This is a genomic window from Allobosea sp. (assembly GCF_035944895.1).
Taxonomy (GTDB): domain Bacteria; phylum Pseudomonadota; class Alphaproteobacteria; order Rhizobiales; family Beijerinckiaceae; genus Allobosea.
The window spans coordinates 49,870-68,304 of sequence record NZ_DASZAT010000016.1 but is presented as its reverse complement, the minus strand read 5'-3'; the positions used below and the strand labels follow the sequence as shown (position 1 = coordinate 68,304).

Genomic DNA, 18,435 nt, shown 5'->3' with positions numbered 1-18,435 from the left:
TGCCAGAAAGGCGTAATTATGGGCTGTCGTGAATACGAATTTTGTGCAACGACTCGCGACATGGAGCCAAAATAGCTCTTTCATTATACCAAAATAGCGATACGGCACGGAGATGTCATGAAATCCTTCGAGGCTCGCAATGCCCATTTCGACCGGCTCGTGAACACGGCCGGCCTGCGATGGATGGGGCAGAACACCAATCACGCGACCCCGCATTCCGCGGTGCTGGCGGCGATGGAGAAGTGCATCCGCGACGAGGAGTTTCACATCTACGCGCCGCCGGCGGGGCTCGAGGAGTTGCGCCACGGCATCGTCGCCGATCTTGGCCTGGACGGGCAAGCCGCGCTGGTCTCCGACGGCGCGGTCGCCTCGCTCTACCATGTCTGCCACAGCCTGCTCGGGCCGGGAGACGAGTTCATCACCACCGACCCGACCTGGAACTGGCCGATGGCCTTCGCGCGGGCCGTCGGGGCCAAGGTCACGCAGATTCCGATCTATGGCGAGGAGTACGGCTATCGCTTGGCGCCGGAGCGGCTGAAGGCGGCGATCACGCCGAAGACCAAGGTCATCTACATCGTCGATCCGAACAACCCGCTCGGCTCAGCCTGCACGGCGGCCGAGATCGACGGCATCGTGGCGGCCGCGCGCGAGGCCGGGGCCTACCTGATCCACGACTGCACCTATCGTCATTTCGCCCATGAGCACACGCTGGCGGCCACGCGCTACCCCGAGCGGACGCTGACCATCTACAGCTTCTCGAAATGGCTGGGCCTGGCCGGCATGCGCGTCGGCGCGGTCGTGGCCCATCCCGACATCATCGAGAAACTTTCGGCCGCGCCGCCGAACAATCTCGGCTCGAACATCCTGTCCCAGCGTGCGGCGCTGGCCGGCCTAGGGATCAAGGCCGAGTGGTTTCCAGGGGTCCTCTCGCAGCAGCGCGCCAACCAGAAGCTGATCAAGGATGCTGCGGACAGGATTCCGGGCTTGTCCATGCCGGTCTTTCCGTCGAACGGCAATTTCGTCGTGCTCGAATGCGAGCGGGCCGGCGTGAAGCCGGAGGCGCTCGTCGCCGCCTATCAGAAGCACAGCATCATGATCCGCCAGGGCGCCTACCACACGCCCAATTTCGGCGACCGCTTCGTCAAGATCAGTACCACGGTCCCGACTGCCTGGGTGGAGGAGTTCGTCGACCTGCTGCCGACCATGGTCGAGCAGGCCCGCGGCCAAAACGAAGACGTGAAACTGTTCTGAGCAGGCCTGTCCGCCGCAGCGCTCGTAAAAGGAGAAATCAAAGATGGATCTTAAGCTGAAGGGCAAGACGGTCCTGATCACCGGTGCGTCCCAGGGCATCGGCGAGGGGCTGGCGCGCTCATTCGCCGAGGAGGGCTGCAACCTCCATGTCGTGGCGCGGTCCGGCGACAGGCTCGATGCGCTCAAGCGCGAGCTGGAGGCCGGTCATGGCGTGACGGTCACGGCGCATGCGCTCGATCTGACCAAGGAAGGCACGGTGGAGCGCCTGGTCGATTCCGTCGGCGACATCGACATTCTCGTCAACAATGCCGGCGTCATTCCCAGCGGCACCTTGTGGGACGTCGACGAGGCGAAATGGCGTGCCGGCTGGGAGCTCAAGGTCTTCGGCTACATCAACCTCACCCGTGCGCTCTATCCGCGCATGAAGGCGCGCGGCGGCGGCGTCATCATCAACAACATCGGCAATGGCGGCGAGGTCTTCGATCCCGCCTATGTCGCGGGTACGACCGGCAATGCCAGCCTGATGGCCTTCACCCGCGCCATGGGCGGCCACTCGCTCGACGACAATATCCGGGTGGTGGGCGTCAATCCGGGGCCCGTCGATACCGACCGCATCTACAACATGCTGAAGAAGCGCGCCGCGGACTGGCTCGGCGATGCCGGCCGCTACGAGGAACTGCAACAACGCTATCCGCTCAAGCGCCCGGCCCATATCCACGAGGTCACCGACCTGATCGTGTTCCTCGCCTCGTACCGTTCCGGCTATACGTCGGGCACGATCTTCACCGTCGATGGCGGCATCGCCTCGCGCCGTTCCGTGATCTGAGGGGAGACGCGACATGGCTCTTGCCACGGCCAGCGATGGCGTGAAGCTCTTCTACGAGGAAGCCGGCTCCGGCACGCCGATCATCTTCGTGCACGAATTCGGCGGCAGCCACTGGAGCTGGGAGCCGCAGCTCAATTTCTTTGCGCGCCGGCATCGCTGCATCACCTTTGCCGCGCGCGGCTATCCACCGTCCGATGTGCCGGAGAACGTCGAAAGCTACTCGCAGGCGCGGGCGGCCGACGACATCGTCGATGTGCTGAGCGCCGCCGGCATCGACAAGGCCCATGTCGTCGGGCTCTCGATGGGCGGGTTCGCCTCGCTCCATGCAGCGTTGCGCCATCCTGGCCGCGTCTTGTCGGTGGTCGCCGCCGGGGCCGGGTACGGCGCCGAGAAGCTCCATGAGGAGTACTTCAAGGGCATCTCCGAGCAGGTCGCCCGGAACTTCGAGCAGCGTGGAGCCAGGGACTTCGCGCCGACCTATGCCGAGGGCGCGTCGCGCGTGCAGTTCCAGGACAAGGATCCGCGCGGATGGGCGCTCTTTGCCGAGAGGCTCGGCCAGCACGATTCAATGGGCGCGGCGAACACCATGCGCGGCGTGCAGATGCGCCGGCCCTCGCTTTACGATCTCGAGGCCGAGTTCCGCGCCATGCAGGCGCCGCTGCTGGTCATGACAGGCGACGAGGATGACCATTGCATCCAGCCCGGGCTCTATCTGAAGCGGGTCGTGCCGCGCTGCGGCCTCGCCGTGTTCCCGAAATCCGGCCATACGCTGAATCTCGAAGAGCCTGAACTGTTCAATCGCTTGCTCGCCGAGTTCATCGCGCAGGTCGAGGCCGGGCGCTGGGGCGTGCGCGATCCACGCGCCAACCCGGCCCAGATCATGCGGACCGACTGAGCATGACAATCAGGCAACCTCTGTCCGATCTTGTCGATGGCGAGCGTCTCTGGCTCCGCCATATGGCGCTGGCCGCCTTCGGTGCCCGCGCCGATGGCGGCGTCGATCGTCCAACCCTGTCGCCGCAGGAAGCACAGGCGCGCGCGCAGGTGATCGCCTGGGGCAGGGCGATCGGCCTGGAGGCATTCACCGACAGGGCCGCGAACCTGTTCCTGCGCCTGGAGGGGCGCGATCCCTCGCTCGCCCCCGTCGTGGCGGGCTCGCATATCGATTCGCAGCCGACGGGCGGCAAGTTCGATGGCGTTTTCGGTGTGCTCGCCGCGTTGGAAACGGCGGAGGCGATCATGGCCTGTGGCGAGCGACCGCTCCGCCCGGTCGAGATTGTGGCCTGGACCAATGAGGAGGGCTCGCGCTTCGCACCGGGCATGACGGGTTCCGACCTCTTCACCGGAACCAAGGCGCTCGAAGCGGTGCTACCCATCCGCGATGCAGACGGCATCAGCATCGGCGAGGCGGTGTCGTCGATCCTCGCGGCCGACGACAATGTGCCGCTGCGGGCGTTCGGCCTGCCGATCGCGGCCTATGTCGAGCCGCATATCGAACAGGCCTCCGTGCTCGAACGGGCGGGCATCCCTGTCGGCGTCGTGACAGGCATCCAGGGCACGCGGCGCTATCGGGTTCGTGTCCTGGGCGAGGCAGCCCATGCCGGCACCGCCCTGAGGAGGGATCGGCGAGACGCGCTGATGGCTGCCGTCCGCATGATCCGCGCCGTCGACGAAGCCGCCATGGAGCCGGCCGACACCTTGCTGACGGTCGGCATGTTGCAGGTCACGCCGAACGCCCCGTCAGTCGTGCCGGCGGAAGCCTTCTTTTCCATCGATCTCCGCCACCCGGACAATGCCGTGGTCGACCGGGTCGATGCCGCGATCCGCCGCATCGTCGAGGAACTGAAAGGCGAGTGCAGCGTCGAGCTCAAGCAGATCCAGCACTCGCCCTCGCTGAACTTCGCGCCTTCGGTTCGTCGCGCGATTGCCGAAGCGGCTGCGGCCCGGGGTATTCCCGCCATGGATGTCTACTCGGCGGCCGGCCATGATGCGCGCCAGCTGCACTATGTCTGTCCGGCCGGAATGATCTTCGTGCCGTGCCGGGGCGGGGTATCCCATAACCCCGACGAATGGGCGGAGCCTGAGCATCTGACCGCCGGCGCACAGGTCCTTGCTGATGTCGTTTGGGAGCTTGCCAGCCGAAGCGCACTTTAGTCGGTGCCCGAGAACGCGTCTCGTAGGAGGCGCGCGGCTGCCTCGCGATTGCCGGCTGCGGCGAACGGGCAATCTCTAACCGGCTGCGCCTGGGGCGGTTGCATTCGGCGGCATCTCGGCCAGTCGCGGCGGATCGGCTCCACGGCGAGAACAGGTCAGCGCGGCGGCGGTCACGGCGAAGGCAAGGACTTCGGACACATGCGCATCGCCGAGCGCGGTCACGCCTTCGCGTGTCAGAAGGCCGTATTGATCAAGTCGCGCGAGCAGGGCCGCGTGGAAGCTGTCGCCCGCGCCCACAGTGTCCACGATCTCGACCGGTCGCCCCGCTTCGATGATGGGGTCCCGCCCCGGACGCCAGGCAACCGCACCTTTGGCACCATGGGTGATGATGCAAAGCGCGGCGCCGGCAGCAAACCAGTTCGCCGTCACCTCGCGATGGGACATGCCTGGGTAGGCGATGCCGAGATCCTCGTCGCTGGCCTTGATAATGTCGGCGCAGGGAAGGAATTCGGCGAACTGCTGGCGCCAGCGGGCAAGATCAGGGGTTACCGTCGGTCGCAGGTTGGGGTCGATGGAGATCAGCCGCTTGCCCATCTCGCGCCGGGCGAGGGCAAGATGCGCGCTCGCGACCGGCTCGACGACGAGCGTGAAGGAGCCCATGACAATGGCGCGGGTATCCTTGTCGAGTTCCCTCGGCAGGTCGGCGACGCTAACGCTGCGATCGGCCTTGCCTTCGCCATGGAACGCGTAGGCGGGGTGTTCGTCCGTGTCCGTCCCGACGACGCTGATCGTGGTCAAGCGCTCGGTTTCGACCGCTTGAGCGACGTCGATCCCTTCCGCGATGAGGCGTGAACGGATGGCCGCACCGAACACGTCGGAAGATAGTCCACCGAAGAAGGACGTCGGCACGCCGAGCCTGGCAAGGCCGACGGCCACATTGTATGGCGAACCGCCCAGGACCGGTTGCGCCTGCATGTTTCCATCGTCCAGGCTCACGAACAGGTCGACGATCGCCTCGCCGCACACCAGGATGCTCATGAATGGGTGTCCCCGGCATCGGCGTTTGCTGCAGCGTTGATCATGGCAGCGAATCCAGCACGATGATCCGCCCCGGCCGAGAAGTGCGGCCAGGTGGCGGTGTCGGCCGCATCGGAGTGCCGATCGACGCCGCGACCGCCTGGAGTTCGGCGACGAACCCGGCGACGGCCGGATTGCGTCGTTCGCCATTGCGGAACGCCACGGAGATCTGCCGCCGGATCGCCGGCCGGATCTCCTTCAGCAGCAATGTGCCGATATAGTCGCGACCGCGCAGCCCGGGATTGATCGAGACCGAGCAGCCCGCCTCGACCATGGCACGGACCACCTCGAAGCTGTGGCAGCGGCCATTGATGATGGGATCGAACCCGGCATCCCGGCAGGCGTCGACGATCACGTTCGAATAGGTCGCCGACGTCGTGTCGAGCGCCCAGCGCTCGGCAGCAAGGTCCTGCAGCGCGACATGCGGTTCGCCGGCCAGCCTGTGATCGGGCGGCAGCAGGACATGGAGTTCGTCATCGAGCAGATGCAGCCTCTCGACCTGCGCCTCCGGCAGGCCGGCCGAGGTGGTCAGGTCGTCGACGATCGCGACATCCGTCTGCCACGCCCGCAATGCGGCGAGACTGTCTGTCGGCTCCAGCTCCTCGAATGTCGTCACGAGATCGGGGAAGCGCGCTGCCATGGCGCGGATGGTCGGCGGGATCAGCGAGGCGGCGACGGAGGGAAAGGCGGCCACGCGCAGCTCGCCGGCTACGGTCTTCTTGAGTTCCGCGAGGTCGGTCTTCGCCTCTTCCAGGATCCCGATGACGCGGCCCGCGTGCTCGACCAGCCGTTCTCCGGCCGGCGTGAGCCGCACGCCCCGGCCGCGGCGCTCCACCAGTTCGATCCCCGTCTCGTCCTCGAGCAAGGCGATCTGCTGCGAAACCGCCGAAGGCGAGATCAGCAGCGCCTCCGCCACCGAGGCCATCGTCTTTCGCAGGGACAACTCGCGAAGCGTGCGAAGCCGCGCCAGATCCATCGCAAGCCTCCTCATTTCCTCGAGATCAAATCATACATTTTTTCTAACGTATATCTCAAAGATAATTAAGTAGACCAGAATTGTTTTCCGACTGTAGCCTCTTTCCCACGGAGCACGGTCGAAGCCTCGCAAGCGGGAGGAGCGCTGCGAGGGTGATGGCCGCAGCTCCGGAGATGCGCCCGGCGACAATGGCGCGACTGAAGTCCGGGTCCGGCGTGAAGGCGCCGGTCCTGTCCTCGCCCGTGATCTCGACGGCCTGCGACGACCAAGTCCAACGACAACGAAAAGAGGGGTATTCATATGTCCTGCTCGAAACGCCTCATGGCCGCGGTTGCCTTTACGGCGTCGCTGGCGGCCACCGGCGCCTCCGCAACCGTCCTCGACGCCGTCAAGCAGCGCGGTGTCCTGAATTGCGGCACCGACAACACCGCGCCGGGCTTCGGCTATCTCAACACCAGGACCGGCAAGATCGAGGGGCTCGACGCTGATTTCTGCCGCGCCATGGCCGGCGCCATTCTCGGTGACGGCAGCAAGGTCAATTTCGTCGTCGTCACCGACAAGAGCCGCTTCAACGCCCTGCAGACCGGACAGGTCGACGTCGTCTTCGCGCACACCACGGTCAAGCCGGTGCGCGAATCCGCCATCGGCATCGATTTCCTGCCGATCAATTTCTATGACGGCACCGGCGTGATGGTGAAGGCCAGTGCCGGGGTGAAGTCGGTCGCCGAACTCGATGGTGCGACGATCTGCACCACGCAGGGCTCCGGCACCGAAAGCACGCTCGCCGGTGTCATCAGGCAGCGCGGCTTCAAGGGCACGAAGGTACTGACCTTCGAGAACCTCGAGAAGCTGTTCGCCGCCCTGCAAAGCGGGCGCTGCAATGCGATGTCGACCGACAAGTCGGCGCTCGCCGCCTGGCGCGGCAATTCGGCCAATCCGTCCGAGTATACGATCCTGTCGGAGACGCTCGACAAGTCGCCCTTCGCCGGCTTCGTCGTCGCGAACGACTCCAAATGGCGAAACCTCCTGCGCTGGGCGACCTATGCGCTGTTCCAGGCCGAGGAATGGGAGATCACCTCGGCCAACCTCGCCGAGAAGCTGAAGGACGAAAATCCCTTCATCCAGAAATTCCTCGGCGCAAAGGGCGGCTTCGGCAAGGACTTCGGCGTCTCGGATGACTTCATCGCGTCGATGATCAAGTCCGTCGGCAATTACGGCGAGATCTACGACCGCAATCTCGGGCCGAAGACGCCGTATTTCATCGATCGCGCCGGCACCCCCAATGCCTCGTGGACCAAGGGCGGCGCCGAATACTCGCCTCCGTGGAACTGAGCCGGGAAACCGGGGCGGGCCTTCCGGTTCGCCCCGACCTTCGGAGAGCGGGTCATGACGATGCAGATCGCGCAAACCCATTATATCGCCCCGACACGCCGCCGGTTCCTGGTCGCCTCCAGATGGCTTCTGCAGGCCGCGATCGTGGCCGTGGTGGCCGGCCTCGCCATCTGGCTCGCCCTTGCGGTCCGTGATGCGCTGGGGCGCAAGGGCATCCAGTTCTCCTTCGGCTATCTCTCGAACGCCGCCAATATCAGCCTCAGCGAGGGGCTCGTCCCGTCGCTCGACGGCGTCTGGCCGATCCTGGAGCCGTTCAGCCCGTCCCACAGCAATGCGCAGGCGCTGGTTGCGGGCCTTTGGAACTCGCTCAAGGTCGCGCTGTCCGCGATCGCGCTGTGCACGGTGTTCGGCACGCTGGTCGGCATCGGCCGCCTCTCGACGAACTGGCTGGTGCGCAACCTGTCCTTCGCGCTGGTGGAGTGCGTGCGCAATACGCCGCTGCTGATCCAGATCGTGTTCTGGTATTTCGCCGTGGTCCTGCGCTTTCCGCCGGCCAATGCCGCCTCGAACTGGTTCGGCGGCCTCATCGCCAGCCGTTCGGGCGTGTTCCTGCCGGGCCTGGCGATATCCGAGGACGTGGGCCTTGCATCCTGGGCGCTGCTTGCCGCGGCCGTCGCTTCGGCAATTGCCGTGCTCGTTGTCGGGGGAATGCGGCGCAAGCTGACTATCCTGGCCGTCGCGATCGGGGCTCTCTCGGCTGCGGGCGCACTCGGCTTCCCGTTGAGCTTCGACCTGCCGGTCGCGACCCGCTTCGGTGCGCGAGGCGGCATCGCCCTCTCGCCGGAAATGACTGCGATCCTCTTGGCGATCACCGTCAACAGCTCGGCCTATGTCGCCGAGATCGTCCGTGGCGCGATCGATTCCCTGCCGAAGGGGCAGTGGGAGGCTGCCGCATCACTTGGTCTGTCGCGCCCCGACACGCTGCGCGACATCATCCTTCCGCAGGTCTTCCGCATCGTCCTGCCCTCGCTCGCCAACCGCTATATCAGCCTGACGAAGGACACTTCGCTCGGCATCGCGATCGGCTTTCCGGACCTGTTCAACGTCTACGGCACCGTCTCGAACCAGACCGGGCGGAACCTCGAAGGCGTCGTGATCGTGATGCTGGTCTATCTCGCCCTGAGCTGGATCATCAGCGTCTGCGTGAACGCGCTCAACGCCCGCATCAACGGACAGGGAGAGACGCGATGAACGCCGCCGCGCTGCGGTGGGCGCACCGCAATCTCTTCGCCAAGCCGTTCGACACGGCGCTGTCACTGATCGTCATCCCGGTCCTGGCCTGGGTGCTCTACGCCTTTGCGGTCTGGGTGCTCGCCGAAGCACGCTGGGAGGTGATCGGCGGCAGCCTCAAGGTGCTGATGACCGGCATCTACCCCGCTGAACAGCTCTGGCGCGCCTGGTTCGCCCTGGCGATGCTCTGCGCCATGTTCGGAGCGGGCCTCGGCCTCTCGGTCCGCCCCGGCCGAACGGCATTGACGGTCGTCGCCCTGGCCGGCGCCGTCGTCGCCGCATCTGCCGCAGCCGTCGTCGGTGCAGGCGCCGGCGCGCTCACAGCCGGCAGTGCCGCACTCGGCATCGCGGCCTGGGTCGGCGTCCATCGCTCGGCCAGCGCCAGGCGCCTCGTCCTGCCTGGGCTGCTTGCCGGCGTGGTGGCGATCTTCGCCGTATTGTCGCCGCCGGGCTTCGAGCTCTGGGGTGGCCTGCTGCTTAGCGTCGTGCTGACCATCACCGTCTCGATCCTGACCGTGCCCTTCGGCATCCTGCTCGCGCTCGGGCGGCAGAGCCGCATCGCCAGCCTGCGCGTGATCTGCACGGCCTATATCGAGACGATGCGGTCGGTCCCGCTGATCCTGGTGGTCTATTGGATCTGGATCATCGTGCCGCTGCTGGCGCCGGACGCCTCGATCCCGAGCTTGCTGCGCGGCATGGCCGGCTATGCGCTGTTCTTTGCCGCCTATGTCGCGGAATACGTCCGCAGCGGCCTGCAGGCCGTGCCGAAGGGCCAGGTCGAGGCGGCGCGCTCGCTCGGCATGAGCAGCTGGACCGTCAATGTCGACATCGTCCTGCCGCAGGCGCTGCGTGTCGTCGTACCCTCGCTGGTCGGCCAGATCCTCGACATCTTCAACGGCGCGACGCTGGTCTTCATCATTGGCCTGACCGATTTCCTGCGCGCCGGCCAGATGATCCTCGCCGATCCGCAGAACAGCGGTCGGACCTACGAGATCTACGTCTTCCTCTTCGCCGTCTACTTCGCCATCGGCGGGGCGATCACCTTCGCCTCGCGCCGGCTCGAAGCCCATCTCGCAAGGGGGTCGCGATGAGCGCCATCCAGAACCTGCCTGCCGCTTCGTCCCGCGAGGCGATCGTCAGCATCGCCCGGCTCAACAAGTCCTTCGGTTCGTTCCATGTCCTGAAGGATGTCGACCTCGATGTCGGGCGCGGCGAGGTCCTCGTCGTCATCGGCGCCAGCGGCTCGGGCAAGTCGACCCTGATCCGCTGCGTCAACGGCCTGGAGATGTACCAGAGCGGCCGCCTGACGGTCGATGGCTTCCACATGCCGACGCAGGCCGACCGCGAGATCGGCGGCGACAGGGAACTGGCCGAGATCCGCAGGGGGGTCGGCATGGTGTTCCAGCAGTTCAACCTGTTCCCGCACATGAGCGCGCTCGACAATGTCGCCATCGCGCCGATCCGCGTCCGCGGCCGCAAGCCGGATGAGGCGAAGGCCATCGCGCTGCGCCTGCTGGATCGTGTCGGCCTGCGCGAGCACGCTCACAAGTTCCCGGGCCAGCTCTCCGGCGGCCAGCAGCAGCGTGTCGCCATCGCCCGGTCGCTGGCGATGGAGCCGCGCATCATGCTGTTCGACGAGCCGACCTCGGCGCTCGACCCCGAGATGGTCGGCGAGGTGCTCGACGTCATGCGCGAGCTCGCACGCGAGGGCATGACCATGATGATCGTGACCCACGAGATGGGCTTCGCCCGCGAGGTCGCCGACCGCGTCGTCTACATCGACCACGGCCGCATCCTCGAGGTCGGCTCGCCGGCCGAGATCTTCGACCGGCCGTCGCATGAGCGAACCCGGACCTTCCTGTCGCGCGTGCTCCGGCACTGACACTGCGCACGCTTCCATCTCGCCGCGTCGCGAGCGAGCCCCTTCAGTTCGAAAAGGATATGCGATGCCCCCCTCAACGGCTGCCTTGCAGGCCATGTCCCCGGACGCCGGCTGGCATGGCTTCTTCAATGCCGATGCCCGGCAACTCGGCCCCGATGTCAGCGCGCTGATCGACCAGGATCGCGAGAAGGAGCTGCAATCCCTCAACATGATCGCCTCGGCTTCCTACGCGCCGCTCGGGCTGCGCCAGATCGAGGGGACCCATCTCGTCAACCGAGCGCCGATGGGCCTGCCTGGCCGCCGCAGTGTCGCCAATTGCGAGCAGCTCGACGCGATCGAGAACCTGGCGATCGAACGGGCGAAGGCGATCTTCGGCGCCGAATACGTCAACGTACAGGCACTCTCCTCGACCATCGCCAATGTCGCCGTGCTGCGCGCGATCCTGCCGGCCGACGGCGCGCGGCTTCTCACCTTCGACGAGCTCGCCGGTGGCCATGTCAGCCACGGCGCCATGCGCCACATCACCGGAGCGAACCGCGAGGTCGTCTCCTTCGGCGTGACAGGCAACGGCATCGTCGACCTCGACCAGGCCCGCGACCTCGCCCGCAGGACGAGGCCGCATGTCCTGATCGCCGGCCCGTCCTCCTATCCGCGCGAGATCGACTTCGCGGCGCTGCGCGCGATTGCCGACGAGGTCGGGGCACTGCTCTTCACTGATATCGCCCATGTCGCCGGCCTGATCGCCGCCGGCATCCATGCCAACCCCGTGCCGTTCTCGGACGTCTCCACCACCTCGACGCAGAAGACGATGTGCGGGCCGCGCAACGGCGCCTTCGTCTTCGCCAAAGAGCGTTTCGGCGCCGCCATCGACGCGGCAGTCTTCCCCGGCCTGCAAGGCCCGGCAGCGTCGAACATGATCGCGGCTCGCGCCGTGCAGATGGAGATGATCGCTCGTCCCGCCTTCGCGCAGCTGATGCGCGACGTCGTCGCGAATGCGCAAGCGTTCGCCGCGGGCCTGGAGGAGGGCGGGATCGAGCTCTACACGGGCGGCACCGACTCCCACATGGTCATGGCCTATACCGGCGAGAGCTGGACCCAGCCGCAGCTGGTCGCAGGGCTCGGCGCCCATGGCATTCTCGGCAACGCCATGCGCGCGCCTGGCCGGTCGGGAGAACCGCGGACCGCCTTCCGCTTCGGCAGCGTCGCTCTGACCATCCGCGGTCTCGACACGGCCGAGACGATGCTGCTCGGCCGGGAGGTCGCCGCGATCCTGCGCGCCGGTCCAGGCGCTCCCGCCGACCCGGGGCGCCTGCGCCGGCTGCAGGCACTCGCCGCCGCGCATCCCGTCCCGTCCTTCGCCGACTGAGGCAAGCTTCCGCCGGTTCGAGCGTGACGAGCTGTCGAGCTCGGTCGCCGGCGCGCTTGTCCCGCCTTGCCTGGCCACTTCGGAGCCACCAATGTCCCGTCACTACGACGTCGCCGCGATACGCCGCCAGTTTCCGGTGACCGAGCGCATGCTATACCTCGATTCCGCCCACCAGACGCCGCTGGCTACGAGCGTGCGCGATGCGCTGGTGCGCTTCTATCAGGAGGGCAACGAAACCGCCGGGCCCAAGGCGGTCTGGCTCGACCGTGTCGAGCGGGTCCGTGCCCGCGTGGCCAACCTCCTCGGTGCGCAGCCTTCCGAGATCGCCTTCACCAAGAATACCTCGGAAGGCATGAACATTGCCGCCAATGCCTTGCCGCTGGCGGCCGGCGACAATGTGCTGCTCGTCGAGGGCGATCATCCCAACAACGCCTATGCCTTCCTAAACCTGCGGCGGAAGGGCGTCGAAGTGCGGTTCGTGCCGTTGGCGGGCGAGACCGCACGGGCCGAGATGTTCACGCCCCATATCGACGCGCGGACCCGCGCGATCTCGCTCTCCCATGTCACCTTCCACGCCGGACACCGCTTCGACATCGCCTCGATCGGCGCGCTCTGCACGCAGAAGGGCCTCTATTTCGTCATCGACGCGATGCAGTCGACGGGCGTCGTGCCGCTCGACGCCAGGGCGAGCGGCGCGAGCCTGATCGGCTCGGGTTGTCACAAGGGCCTGCTGGTGCCGCAGGGCCTCGGCATCCTCTATTGCCGGCAGGATCTCGACGAGCTGCAGCCGGCCTATATGGCGATGTCCAGCCTCGCCAAGCCGCCGGGGGATTACATCGCGCGAGCCGACAACATGACGCTGAAGCCGGGTGCCGGTCGCTTCGAGATCGGCAATTTCAACCTTCCCGACATCCACGCGCTCGATGCCTCGCTGGCACTGATCGAAAGCGTCGGCGTGCCCGCGATCGAGGCGCATCTCTACGATCTCGGCGACCGCCTGATCGAACGCATCGATGATCTCGGCATCCGGTTGGTGGGGCCGCGCGCCCGTGCCGAACGCTCGCCGCACATCTATGTGCTGGATCTGCCGGCGCAGGAGTGGCTGGCCTATCTGACCAGCCGAGAGGTGCGTGTTTCACCGGAGCGGGACGGTATCCGCGTCTCGTTCGGTCTGTTCAACCTCGCCGAAGACGTCGACCGTTTCGTGCGGATTCTCGCCGAACGCGGCAGCCTGCCAGCGAGGGCGAACGCTGCCGCCTGATGAGCTGCGAACCAGGGGAGGGGCTTATGGGCAAGGGCCGCGTCGCAGTCATCGGCACCGGAGGGACGATCAGCGCCATCGGGCGTGATGCCTTCGACCTCCAGGACTACGATGCGAACGGCACCATGCTCGATGCGGCGGAGCTGCTGGCGCGGTGCCCGCGCGCAGAGGGGGACCCCGACTGTTACGCCGTTCCGTTCAGCGCGGTCTCCAGCACCGCAATCGGGTTCGCGGAATGGCGCAAGCTCACCTTGCTGTGCGGTGAGCTCGTCGATCGTGATCCTGAGCTGACGGGGATCGTGATCACGCACGGCACGGCGACACTGGAGGAGACGGCCTATTTCCTCCACCTCACTGTGAAAGTCGGGATTCCGGTTGTCCTCACCGGCGCGATGCGTCCCTGGAACGGCCTGTCGAGCGATGCGGCGCTGAACCTGCGCAATGCCATTCGCGTCGCCGCCTGCCCGGAGGCCGCCGGCCTCGGCGCACTCGTCGTCATGAACGACGAGATCCATTCCGCCCGGGACGTGTCGAAGTGCTCCACTGCGCGTCTGGACGCCTTCCAGTCTCCCGGCCATGGCCCGCTGGGCCGGGCCGATGCGGATCGGGTCGCGTTCCATCGCCGCCCCCTGCGCAATCGGATGCTCGATACCGAATTCGCGATCGCCGATATCGAGGCCTTGCCGCGCGTCGACGTTCTCCATGCCTGTGCGGGTGGCGATGGCGCACTGGCACTGGCTGCCATCGCGGCCGGCGCCAGAGGTATCGTCTCGGCAGGTTTTGCGCCGGGGGAGACCCACGAGCCCGAGGCGGCTGTTCTGCGCCAGGCCGCAGCCAGCGGCATCATCGTGGTCCAGTCGACGCGCGCCGGTTCCGGCCGCGTTCCATCGACCAGCCGGCTCGTCGCGAACGGCTTTGTCAGCGCCGACGATCTGCCGCCGCACAAGGCCCGCATCCTCCTCGCGCTCGCACTCACCCGGACAAGCGATCCGCACCGGATCGAGCCGATGTTTCGTCGCTATTGAGTTTTGCGAGCGTAGTGACCTGCAGGAGGACAATCGAACGCCCGGTTTTGGATAGGGCAGTGGCCCTCTGAACCACTCCGGCTTTGCCGGAGGCCCCAACTTCCGAGAGGATGGGGCTATGGCGAGCAAGACGACGAACGAGTTCTCGCCTGAGGTGCGCGGCCGCGCGGTGCGGATGGTGCTGGACCAGGAAGCCGAGCATCCGTCGCGCTGGGCAACGATCACGTCGATCGCCTTGAAAGCCGGGCTGTGTTTCGGCACATGCGTCTCGTCACAACCGTTCCTGTTCACGACGAACATGCCGCGTTCAGGCCGAAAATCCACCTATGCCCCTGTCCAGATTTCCCGAGGCAGCTCTGTATTGCCCCTTGCGGCGGATCTGGGCTCTCCAGGAGCCGGATTTTAGTTTAGTGAAGGTGGCAATTGCGTGTGCGCTCCGCGTGCACTCGCGCGTCGACAAATCGGAGAACGGGCGTGTCGTGGCGTAAAATCGAGTGCGCACGACGCGATCCAACGGCCTGAAGATACTCAAAAAACGATGAAATGTCAGTCGCTTAGATTTTCCGTTGCGCCCATGATGGATTGGACAGATCGGCATTGCCGGATCGTCCATCGCCTGATGTCGCGCCGCGCCCGGCTCTATACCGAGATGGTGACGGCGCAGGCGGTGGTGCGTGGCGACCGGCAGCGGCTGATCGGCTTCGACGAGGTCGAGCACCCGGTCGCTCTCCAACTGGGCGGCAATGATCCGGCGCTGCTGGCTGAGGCCGCGAAGATCGGCGCCGATTTCGGCTATGACGAGATCAACCTGAACTGCGGCTGCCCCTCCGACCGGGTCCAGGGCGGAGCCTTCGGCGCCTGCCTGATGCGCGAGCCGGCGCTGGTCGGCGATTGCGTCGCGGCGATGAAGGCGGCCGTTTCGATCCCCGTCACGGTGAAGTGCCGCATCGGCGTCGACGACCAGGACCCCGAAGCCGCGCTGGACGCGATGACCGCCTCCGTGCGCGCGGCCGGCGTCGATGCGCTCGTCGTTCATGCCCGCAAGGCCTGGCTGCAGGGGCTCTCGCCCAAGGAGAACCGCGAGATCCCGCCGCTCGACTATGAGCGCGCCTATCGCCTCAAAGCGGCCAATCCCGACCTGATCGTCTCGCTCAATGGCGGCATCAGGCATCCCGACGAGTGGCTGCCGCATCTCGCTCATCTCGATGGCGTGATGCTCGGCCGCGAGGCCTATCAGAACCCCGAGGTGCTGCTCGCAGTCGACCCGCTGCTCTTTGGCGAGGCTGCGCCGGTCCCGGATGCCTTCGCGATGCTGGAGGCGCTCGAGCCTTATATCGCCGCTCATCTTGAGCGGGGCGGGCGTTTGCATGCCTTCACTCGCCATCTTGTCGGGCTGTTCCCCGGCCGGCGCGGCTCGCGCCTGTTCCGCCGCCATCTCGCCGAGCATTGCGTTGCGGCGAGCGCGGGCCTTGCCGAGCTGCGTGCCGCGATCGCTCATGTCGAGCGTGAAGCCCCGCCGGCGATCGCCGCGGAGTGACCTGATGGCTGACCAGACGACTGATCCGGCCCTCGTCACCCGCATCGAGGCGAGCTTCGCCAAACAGGCGATGATGACGACGCTGGGTGCCCGGCTTGTGCGTGTCGCTCCCGGCGAGGTCGAGATCGCCATGCCGGCTTCGCCGCATCTCTCCCAGCAGCATGGCTTCGTTCATGCCGGTGCGGTCGCGACCATCGCCGACAGCGCCGCTGGCTATGCCGGCCTCACCACCATGCCGGCCGGCAACGGCATCCTCACCGCCGAGTTCAAGATCAACCTGCTGGCGCCCGCGACCGGCGACGAGCTGATCGCCAAGGGCAGGGTGGTCAAGGCTGGCCGCACCCTGACGCTCGCCATGGCCGAAGTCTTCGCGGTGACCGACGGCAAGCCCAAGCTCTGCGCCATGCTGACGGCGACCTTGATGGCGATCGTGGCGCGCGAGGGCGTCAGCGACTAGCGAGCTGGCTGCTCTCGGCAGGGTACTCCGTTCGGGCAATCTCCTGCCCCTTTGCCCGTCTTCTGGACCTGTCCGATCTGAGGTCAGCTCGATCGCTGCGAGGGGGTGGTCGACGCTCTCGCAGGCGTTCTCGCACAGGCGCCGCGGCTCGCATCGGCCGGAACGAAGTCGCTCGTGCCCGGTTCGCCAGGGCCATGCCGCCGACCAAGAGGCGTCAGCCACATGCGCGACGCGATCGAAAGCGCATCGGGAGATGGAAAGGCCGTCGTCGCAAGGAACGACGCAGGCCTGACCATCGATACCGCTCACTGGACGCTGACAAGTGCGCCGCCCGCCGTGCCGGGGCGCAGCAAGGCCCCCGATAGCCGGCAGGACATGCCGGGAAAATCCGATAGGCCTGACCATGTGCCGCTGCGGCGCCGGTTCATCCCCCTGGCGTGCGGCGTGGCGGCCGCCATCCTGCTTCTCCTCGTCCCGCGGAATGCAAATCGACCGGAACCCGGCCGGTTGCGGGAGCCCGCGCCTGTCGCTTTGCCGGCGGGCGAGGCCTCGGACACCGCTGTCATGGCGCGGGAGCTGGCCGAGGCTCGTGGCGCTATTGCAGCCCTGAAGGCGCAATTGCAGTCCGATGCCGGCAGGAACGAGCAGTCATTGCGGCAGGAGCAGGACAAGGCGGCGATTCAGGCGCAGGAGGCCGCAGCGGCGCGGCAGGAATTGGTCGCAGCGGCAGCGCAGCATCGTCAGGCGCTTGACGACGAGCGCGCGCAGCGTGCCGCGCTGGCCGATCAGTTGGCGGCTTCGCAGCGCGAATTGCAGGCGCAGACAGCACAGCTGCGGAGCGCCAGCGACGACATCGAACAGCTCAAGCAACTCGCGACAGCAACGGGTTCCCAGTCGCTGGAGCAGGAGCGGCAGAAGGCGGTGGCTCTCGCGCAGGAATTGTCGGCGGCGCAGCGCGAGGCCGCAGCGCAGGCGGCGCAGTTGCGCAAAGCGGGCGAGGAGGCAGGCCAGCTCAGGCAGGCGGAGGCGATGAAAGCCGGGCAAGCGCTTGAGCAGGAGCGGCAGAAGACGGCGGCCATCGCCCAGGCCACAGCCGCGCGGCAGGCCCTGACCACGGCCGCGGCGCAACATCGTCAGGCTCTCGACGAGGAGCGCGGACAACGTGCTGCGCTGATGGCCGAGCTGGCGGCCGCGCGGCGTGAGAACGAGGCGCAGGCGGCACAATTGCGCAGGGCCGGCGAGGAGGCGGGCCAGCTCCGGCAGGCGGAGGCGGCGCGGACCGCGCAAGGGCTCGACCTCGAGCGGCAGAAGGCGGCAGCCCTCGCACAGGTCGCGGCGCTTCGACAGGAGCAGGCTGCCGGCACCTTGCAGTATCGTCAGGCCATCGAGCAGGAACGCGCGCAACGGGCCGCCCTGACGGGCGAGCTGTCGGCTGCACAGCGCGAAGCCGAGGCCCAGCTGGCACAGCTGCAAACGGCTCGTGGCGAAGCGGAGAAGTTCAAGCAGGCGAGCGAGAGCACGATCTCCGACCTGCGTCAGGCTCTCCAGCAGGAGCGCGACCGTGCCGTCACCGCGGCGGAGGAACTGGCGTCGCTACGCGCCGCGACGGTACAGCCTGCGGCCGTACCCAGGGAGACTCCCAAGCCTCCGCAAGCGATCGTCGCCGGCGCGACGCTGCCGCCGACGTCTGGAGAAGCTCGGAACAGCCCCGAGGCGATGCGGCTGATCGCCAGGGCGAGCGCGCTGCTCGCTCAAGGCGATATCGGTTCCGCTCGGGCCGTGCTCGAGCGCGCCGCGGACATGGGCAGTGCCCGGGCGAGCTTCATGCTCGCGGAGACCTACGATCCCCGCATCCTGTCGGCCTGGGGGACCTATGGCACGCGCGGCGAGATCGCCAGGGCGCGCGAGCTTTATGCGCGGGCGCAGGTCGGGGGCATCCAGGAGGCGAAGGATCGTGTCGATGCGTTGCCGCGCTAACTCGGCCTCGCTGGCGCGGGCTCT

16 protein-coding genes and 1 pseudogene are annotated in these 18,435 nt (G+C 66.9%); 15 read left to right on the top strand and 2 right to left on the bottom strand.

Annotated elements, in window-relative coordinates; genetic code table 11:
• The first annotated feature begins 117 nt into the window (after positions 1-117).
• From VGV58_RS27385 to VGV58_RS27370, 4 genes are read left to right on the top strand one after another with little or no spacing between them, the layout of a single operon-like run.
• Positions 118-1,251, top strand: coding sequence for a pyridoxal phosphate-dependent aminotransferase (locus tag VGV58_RS27385; RefSeq protein ID WP_326877229.1), 1,134 nt, complete (start codon positions 118-120; stop codon positions 1,249-1,251).
• 43 nt (positions 1,252-1,294) lie between these two features.
• A complete protein-coding gene (locus VGV58_RS27380) occupies positions 1,295-2,077 on the top strand; it encodes an SDR family oxidoreductase (protein ID WP_326877228.1) in 783 nt (260 codons plus the stop codon).
• A 13-nt stretch (positions 2,078-2,090) separates the two neighbouring features.
• Entirely contained in the window at positions 2,091-2,972 is an 882-nt protein-coding gene (locus VGV58_RS27375) for an alpha/beta fold hydrolase (RefSeq protein WP_326877227.1), read from the top strand.
• Positions 2,973-2,974: 2 nt separating this feature from the next.
• Positions 2,975-4,231, top strand: coding sequence for a M20 family metallo-hydrolase (locus VGV58_RS27370; RefSeq protein ID WP_326877226.1), 1,257 nt, complete (start codon positions 2,975-2,977; stop codon positions 4,229-4,231).
• Positions 4,232-4,306: 75 nt separating this feature from the next.
• On the opposite strand, the gene VGV58_RS27365 is transcribed toward VGV58_RS27370, so the two are convergent.
• On the bottom strand, positions 4,307-5,269 hold the full coding sequence (locus VGV58_RS27365; protein ID WP_326877225.1) for a carbohydrate kinase family protein: 963 nt from the start codon (positions 5,267-5,269) through the stop codon (positions 4,307-4,309).
• Between the two features lie 40 nt (positions 5,270-5,309).
• On the bottom strand, positions 5,310-6,284 hold the full coding sequence (locus VGV58_RS27360; protein WP_326877224.1) for a LysR family transcriptional regulator: 975 nt from the start codon (positions 6,282-6,284) through the stop codon (positions 5,310-5,312).
• A 300-nt stretch (positions 6,285-6,584) separates the two neighbouring features.
• Between VGV58_RS27360 and VGV58_RS27355 the strand changes: the two genes are divergently transcribed.
• From VGV58_RS27355 to VGV58_RS27305, 11 genes and pseudogenes are all read left to right on the top strand, one after another.
• A complete protein-coding gene (locus tag VGV58_RS27355; RefSeq protein WP_414644136.1) occupies positions 6,585-7,616 on the top strand; it encodes a transporter substrate-binding domain-containing protein in 1,032 nt (343 codons plus the stop codon).
• A 54-nt stretch (positions 7,617-7,670) separates the two neighbouring features.
• Entirely contained in the window at positions 7,671-8,867 is a 1,197-nt protein-coding gene (locus tag VGV58_RS27350; protein ID WP_326877221.1) for an ABC transporter permease subunit, read from the top strand.
• Entirely contained in the window at positions 8,864-9,997 is a 1,134-nt protein-coding gene (locus VGV58_RS27345; RefSeq protein WP_326877220.1) for an amino acid ABC transporter permease, read from the top strand. Before VGV58_RS27350 ends, VGV58_RS27345 begins: the two co-directional genes overlap by 4 nt.
• A complete protein-coding gene (locus tag VGV58_RS27340; protein WP_326877219.1) occupies positions 9,994-10,788 on the top strand; it encodes an amino acid ABC transporter ATP-binding protein in 795 nt (264 codons plus the stop codon). Before VGV58_RS27345 ends, VGV58_RS27340 begins: the two co-directional genes overlap by 4 nt.
• 64 nt (positions 10,789-10,852) lie before the next feature.
• Positions 10,853-12,154, top strand: a complete 1,302-nt coding sequence (locus VGV58_RS27335) for a serine hydroxymethyltransferase (RefSeq protein ID WP_326877218.1) — start codon at positions 10,853-10,855, stop codon at positions 12,152-12,154.
• A 91-nt stretch (positions 12,155-12,245) separates the two neighbouring features.
• On the top strand, positions 12,246-13,415 hold the full coding sequence (locus VGV58_RS27330) for an aminotransferase class V-fold PLP-dependent enzyme (protein WP_326877217.1): 1,170 nt from the start codon (positions 12,246-12,248) through the stop codon (positions 13,413-13,415).
• 26 nt (positions 13,416-13,441) lie between these two features.
• Positions 13,442-14,440 carry an asparaginase gene (locus VGV58_RS27325; RefSeq protein WP_326877216.1) on the top strand — a complete coding sequence of 333 codons (999 nt, stop codon included), beginning with the start codon at positions 13,442-13,444 and terminating at the stop codon, positions 14,438-14,440.
• Between the two features lie 118 nt (positions 14,441-14,558).
• A pseudogene (locus VGV58_RS27320) lies at positions 14,559-14,687 on the top strand (IS3 family transposase); the annotation flags it as partial.
• A 291-nt stretch (positions 14,688-14,978) separates the two neighbouring features.
• On the top strand, positions 14,979-15,977 hold the full coding sequence (dusA, locus tag VGV58_RS27315; protein ID WP_326877215.1) for a tRNA dihydrouridine(20/20a) synthase DusA: 999 nt from the start codon (positions 14,979-14,981) through the stop codon (positions 15,975-15,977).
• A 4-nt stretch (positions 15,978-15,981) separates the two neighbouring features.
• The gene (locus VGV58_RS27310; protein WP_326877214.1) at positions 15,982-16,434 is read left to right on the top strand and encodes a PaaI family thioesterase; all 453 of its coding nucleotides are present in this window, start codon (positions 15,982-15,984) and stop codon (positions 16,432-16,434) included.
• A 222-nt stretch (positions 16,435-16,656) separates the two neighbouring features.
• A complete protein-coding gene (locus VGV58_RS27305) occupies positions 16,657-18,411 on the top strand; it encodes a coiled-coil domain-containing protein (RefSeq protein WP_326877213.1) in 1,755 nt (584 codons plus the stop codon).
• The last annotated feature ends 24 nt before the right edge of the window (positions 18,412-18,435 follow it).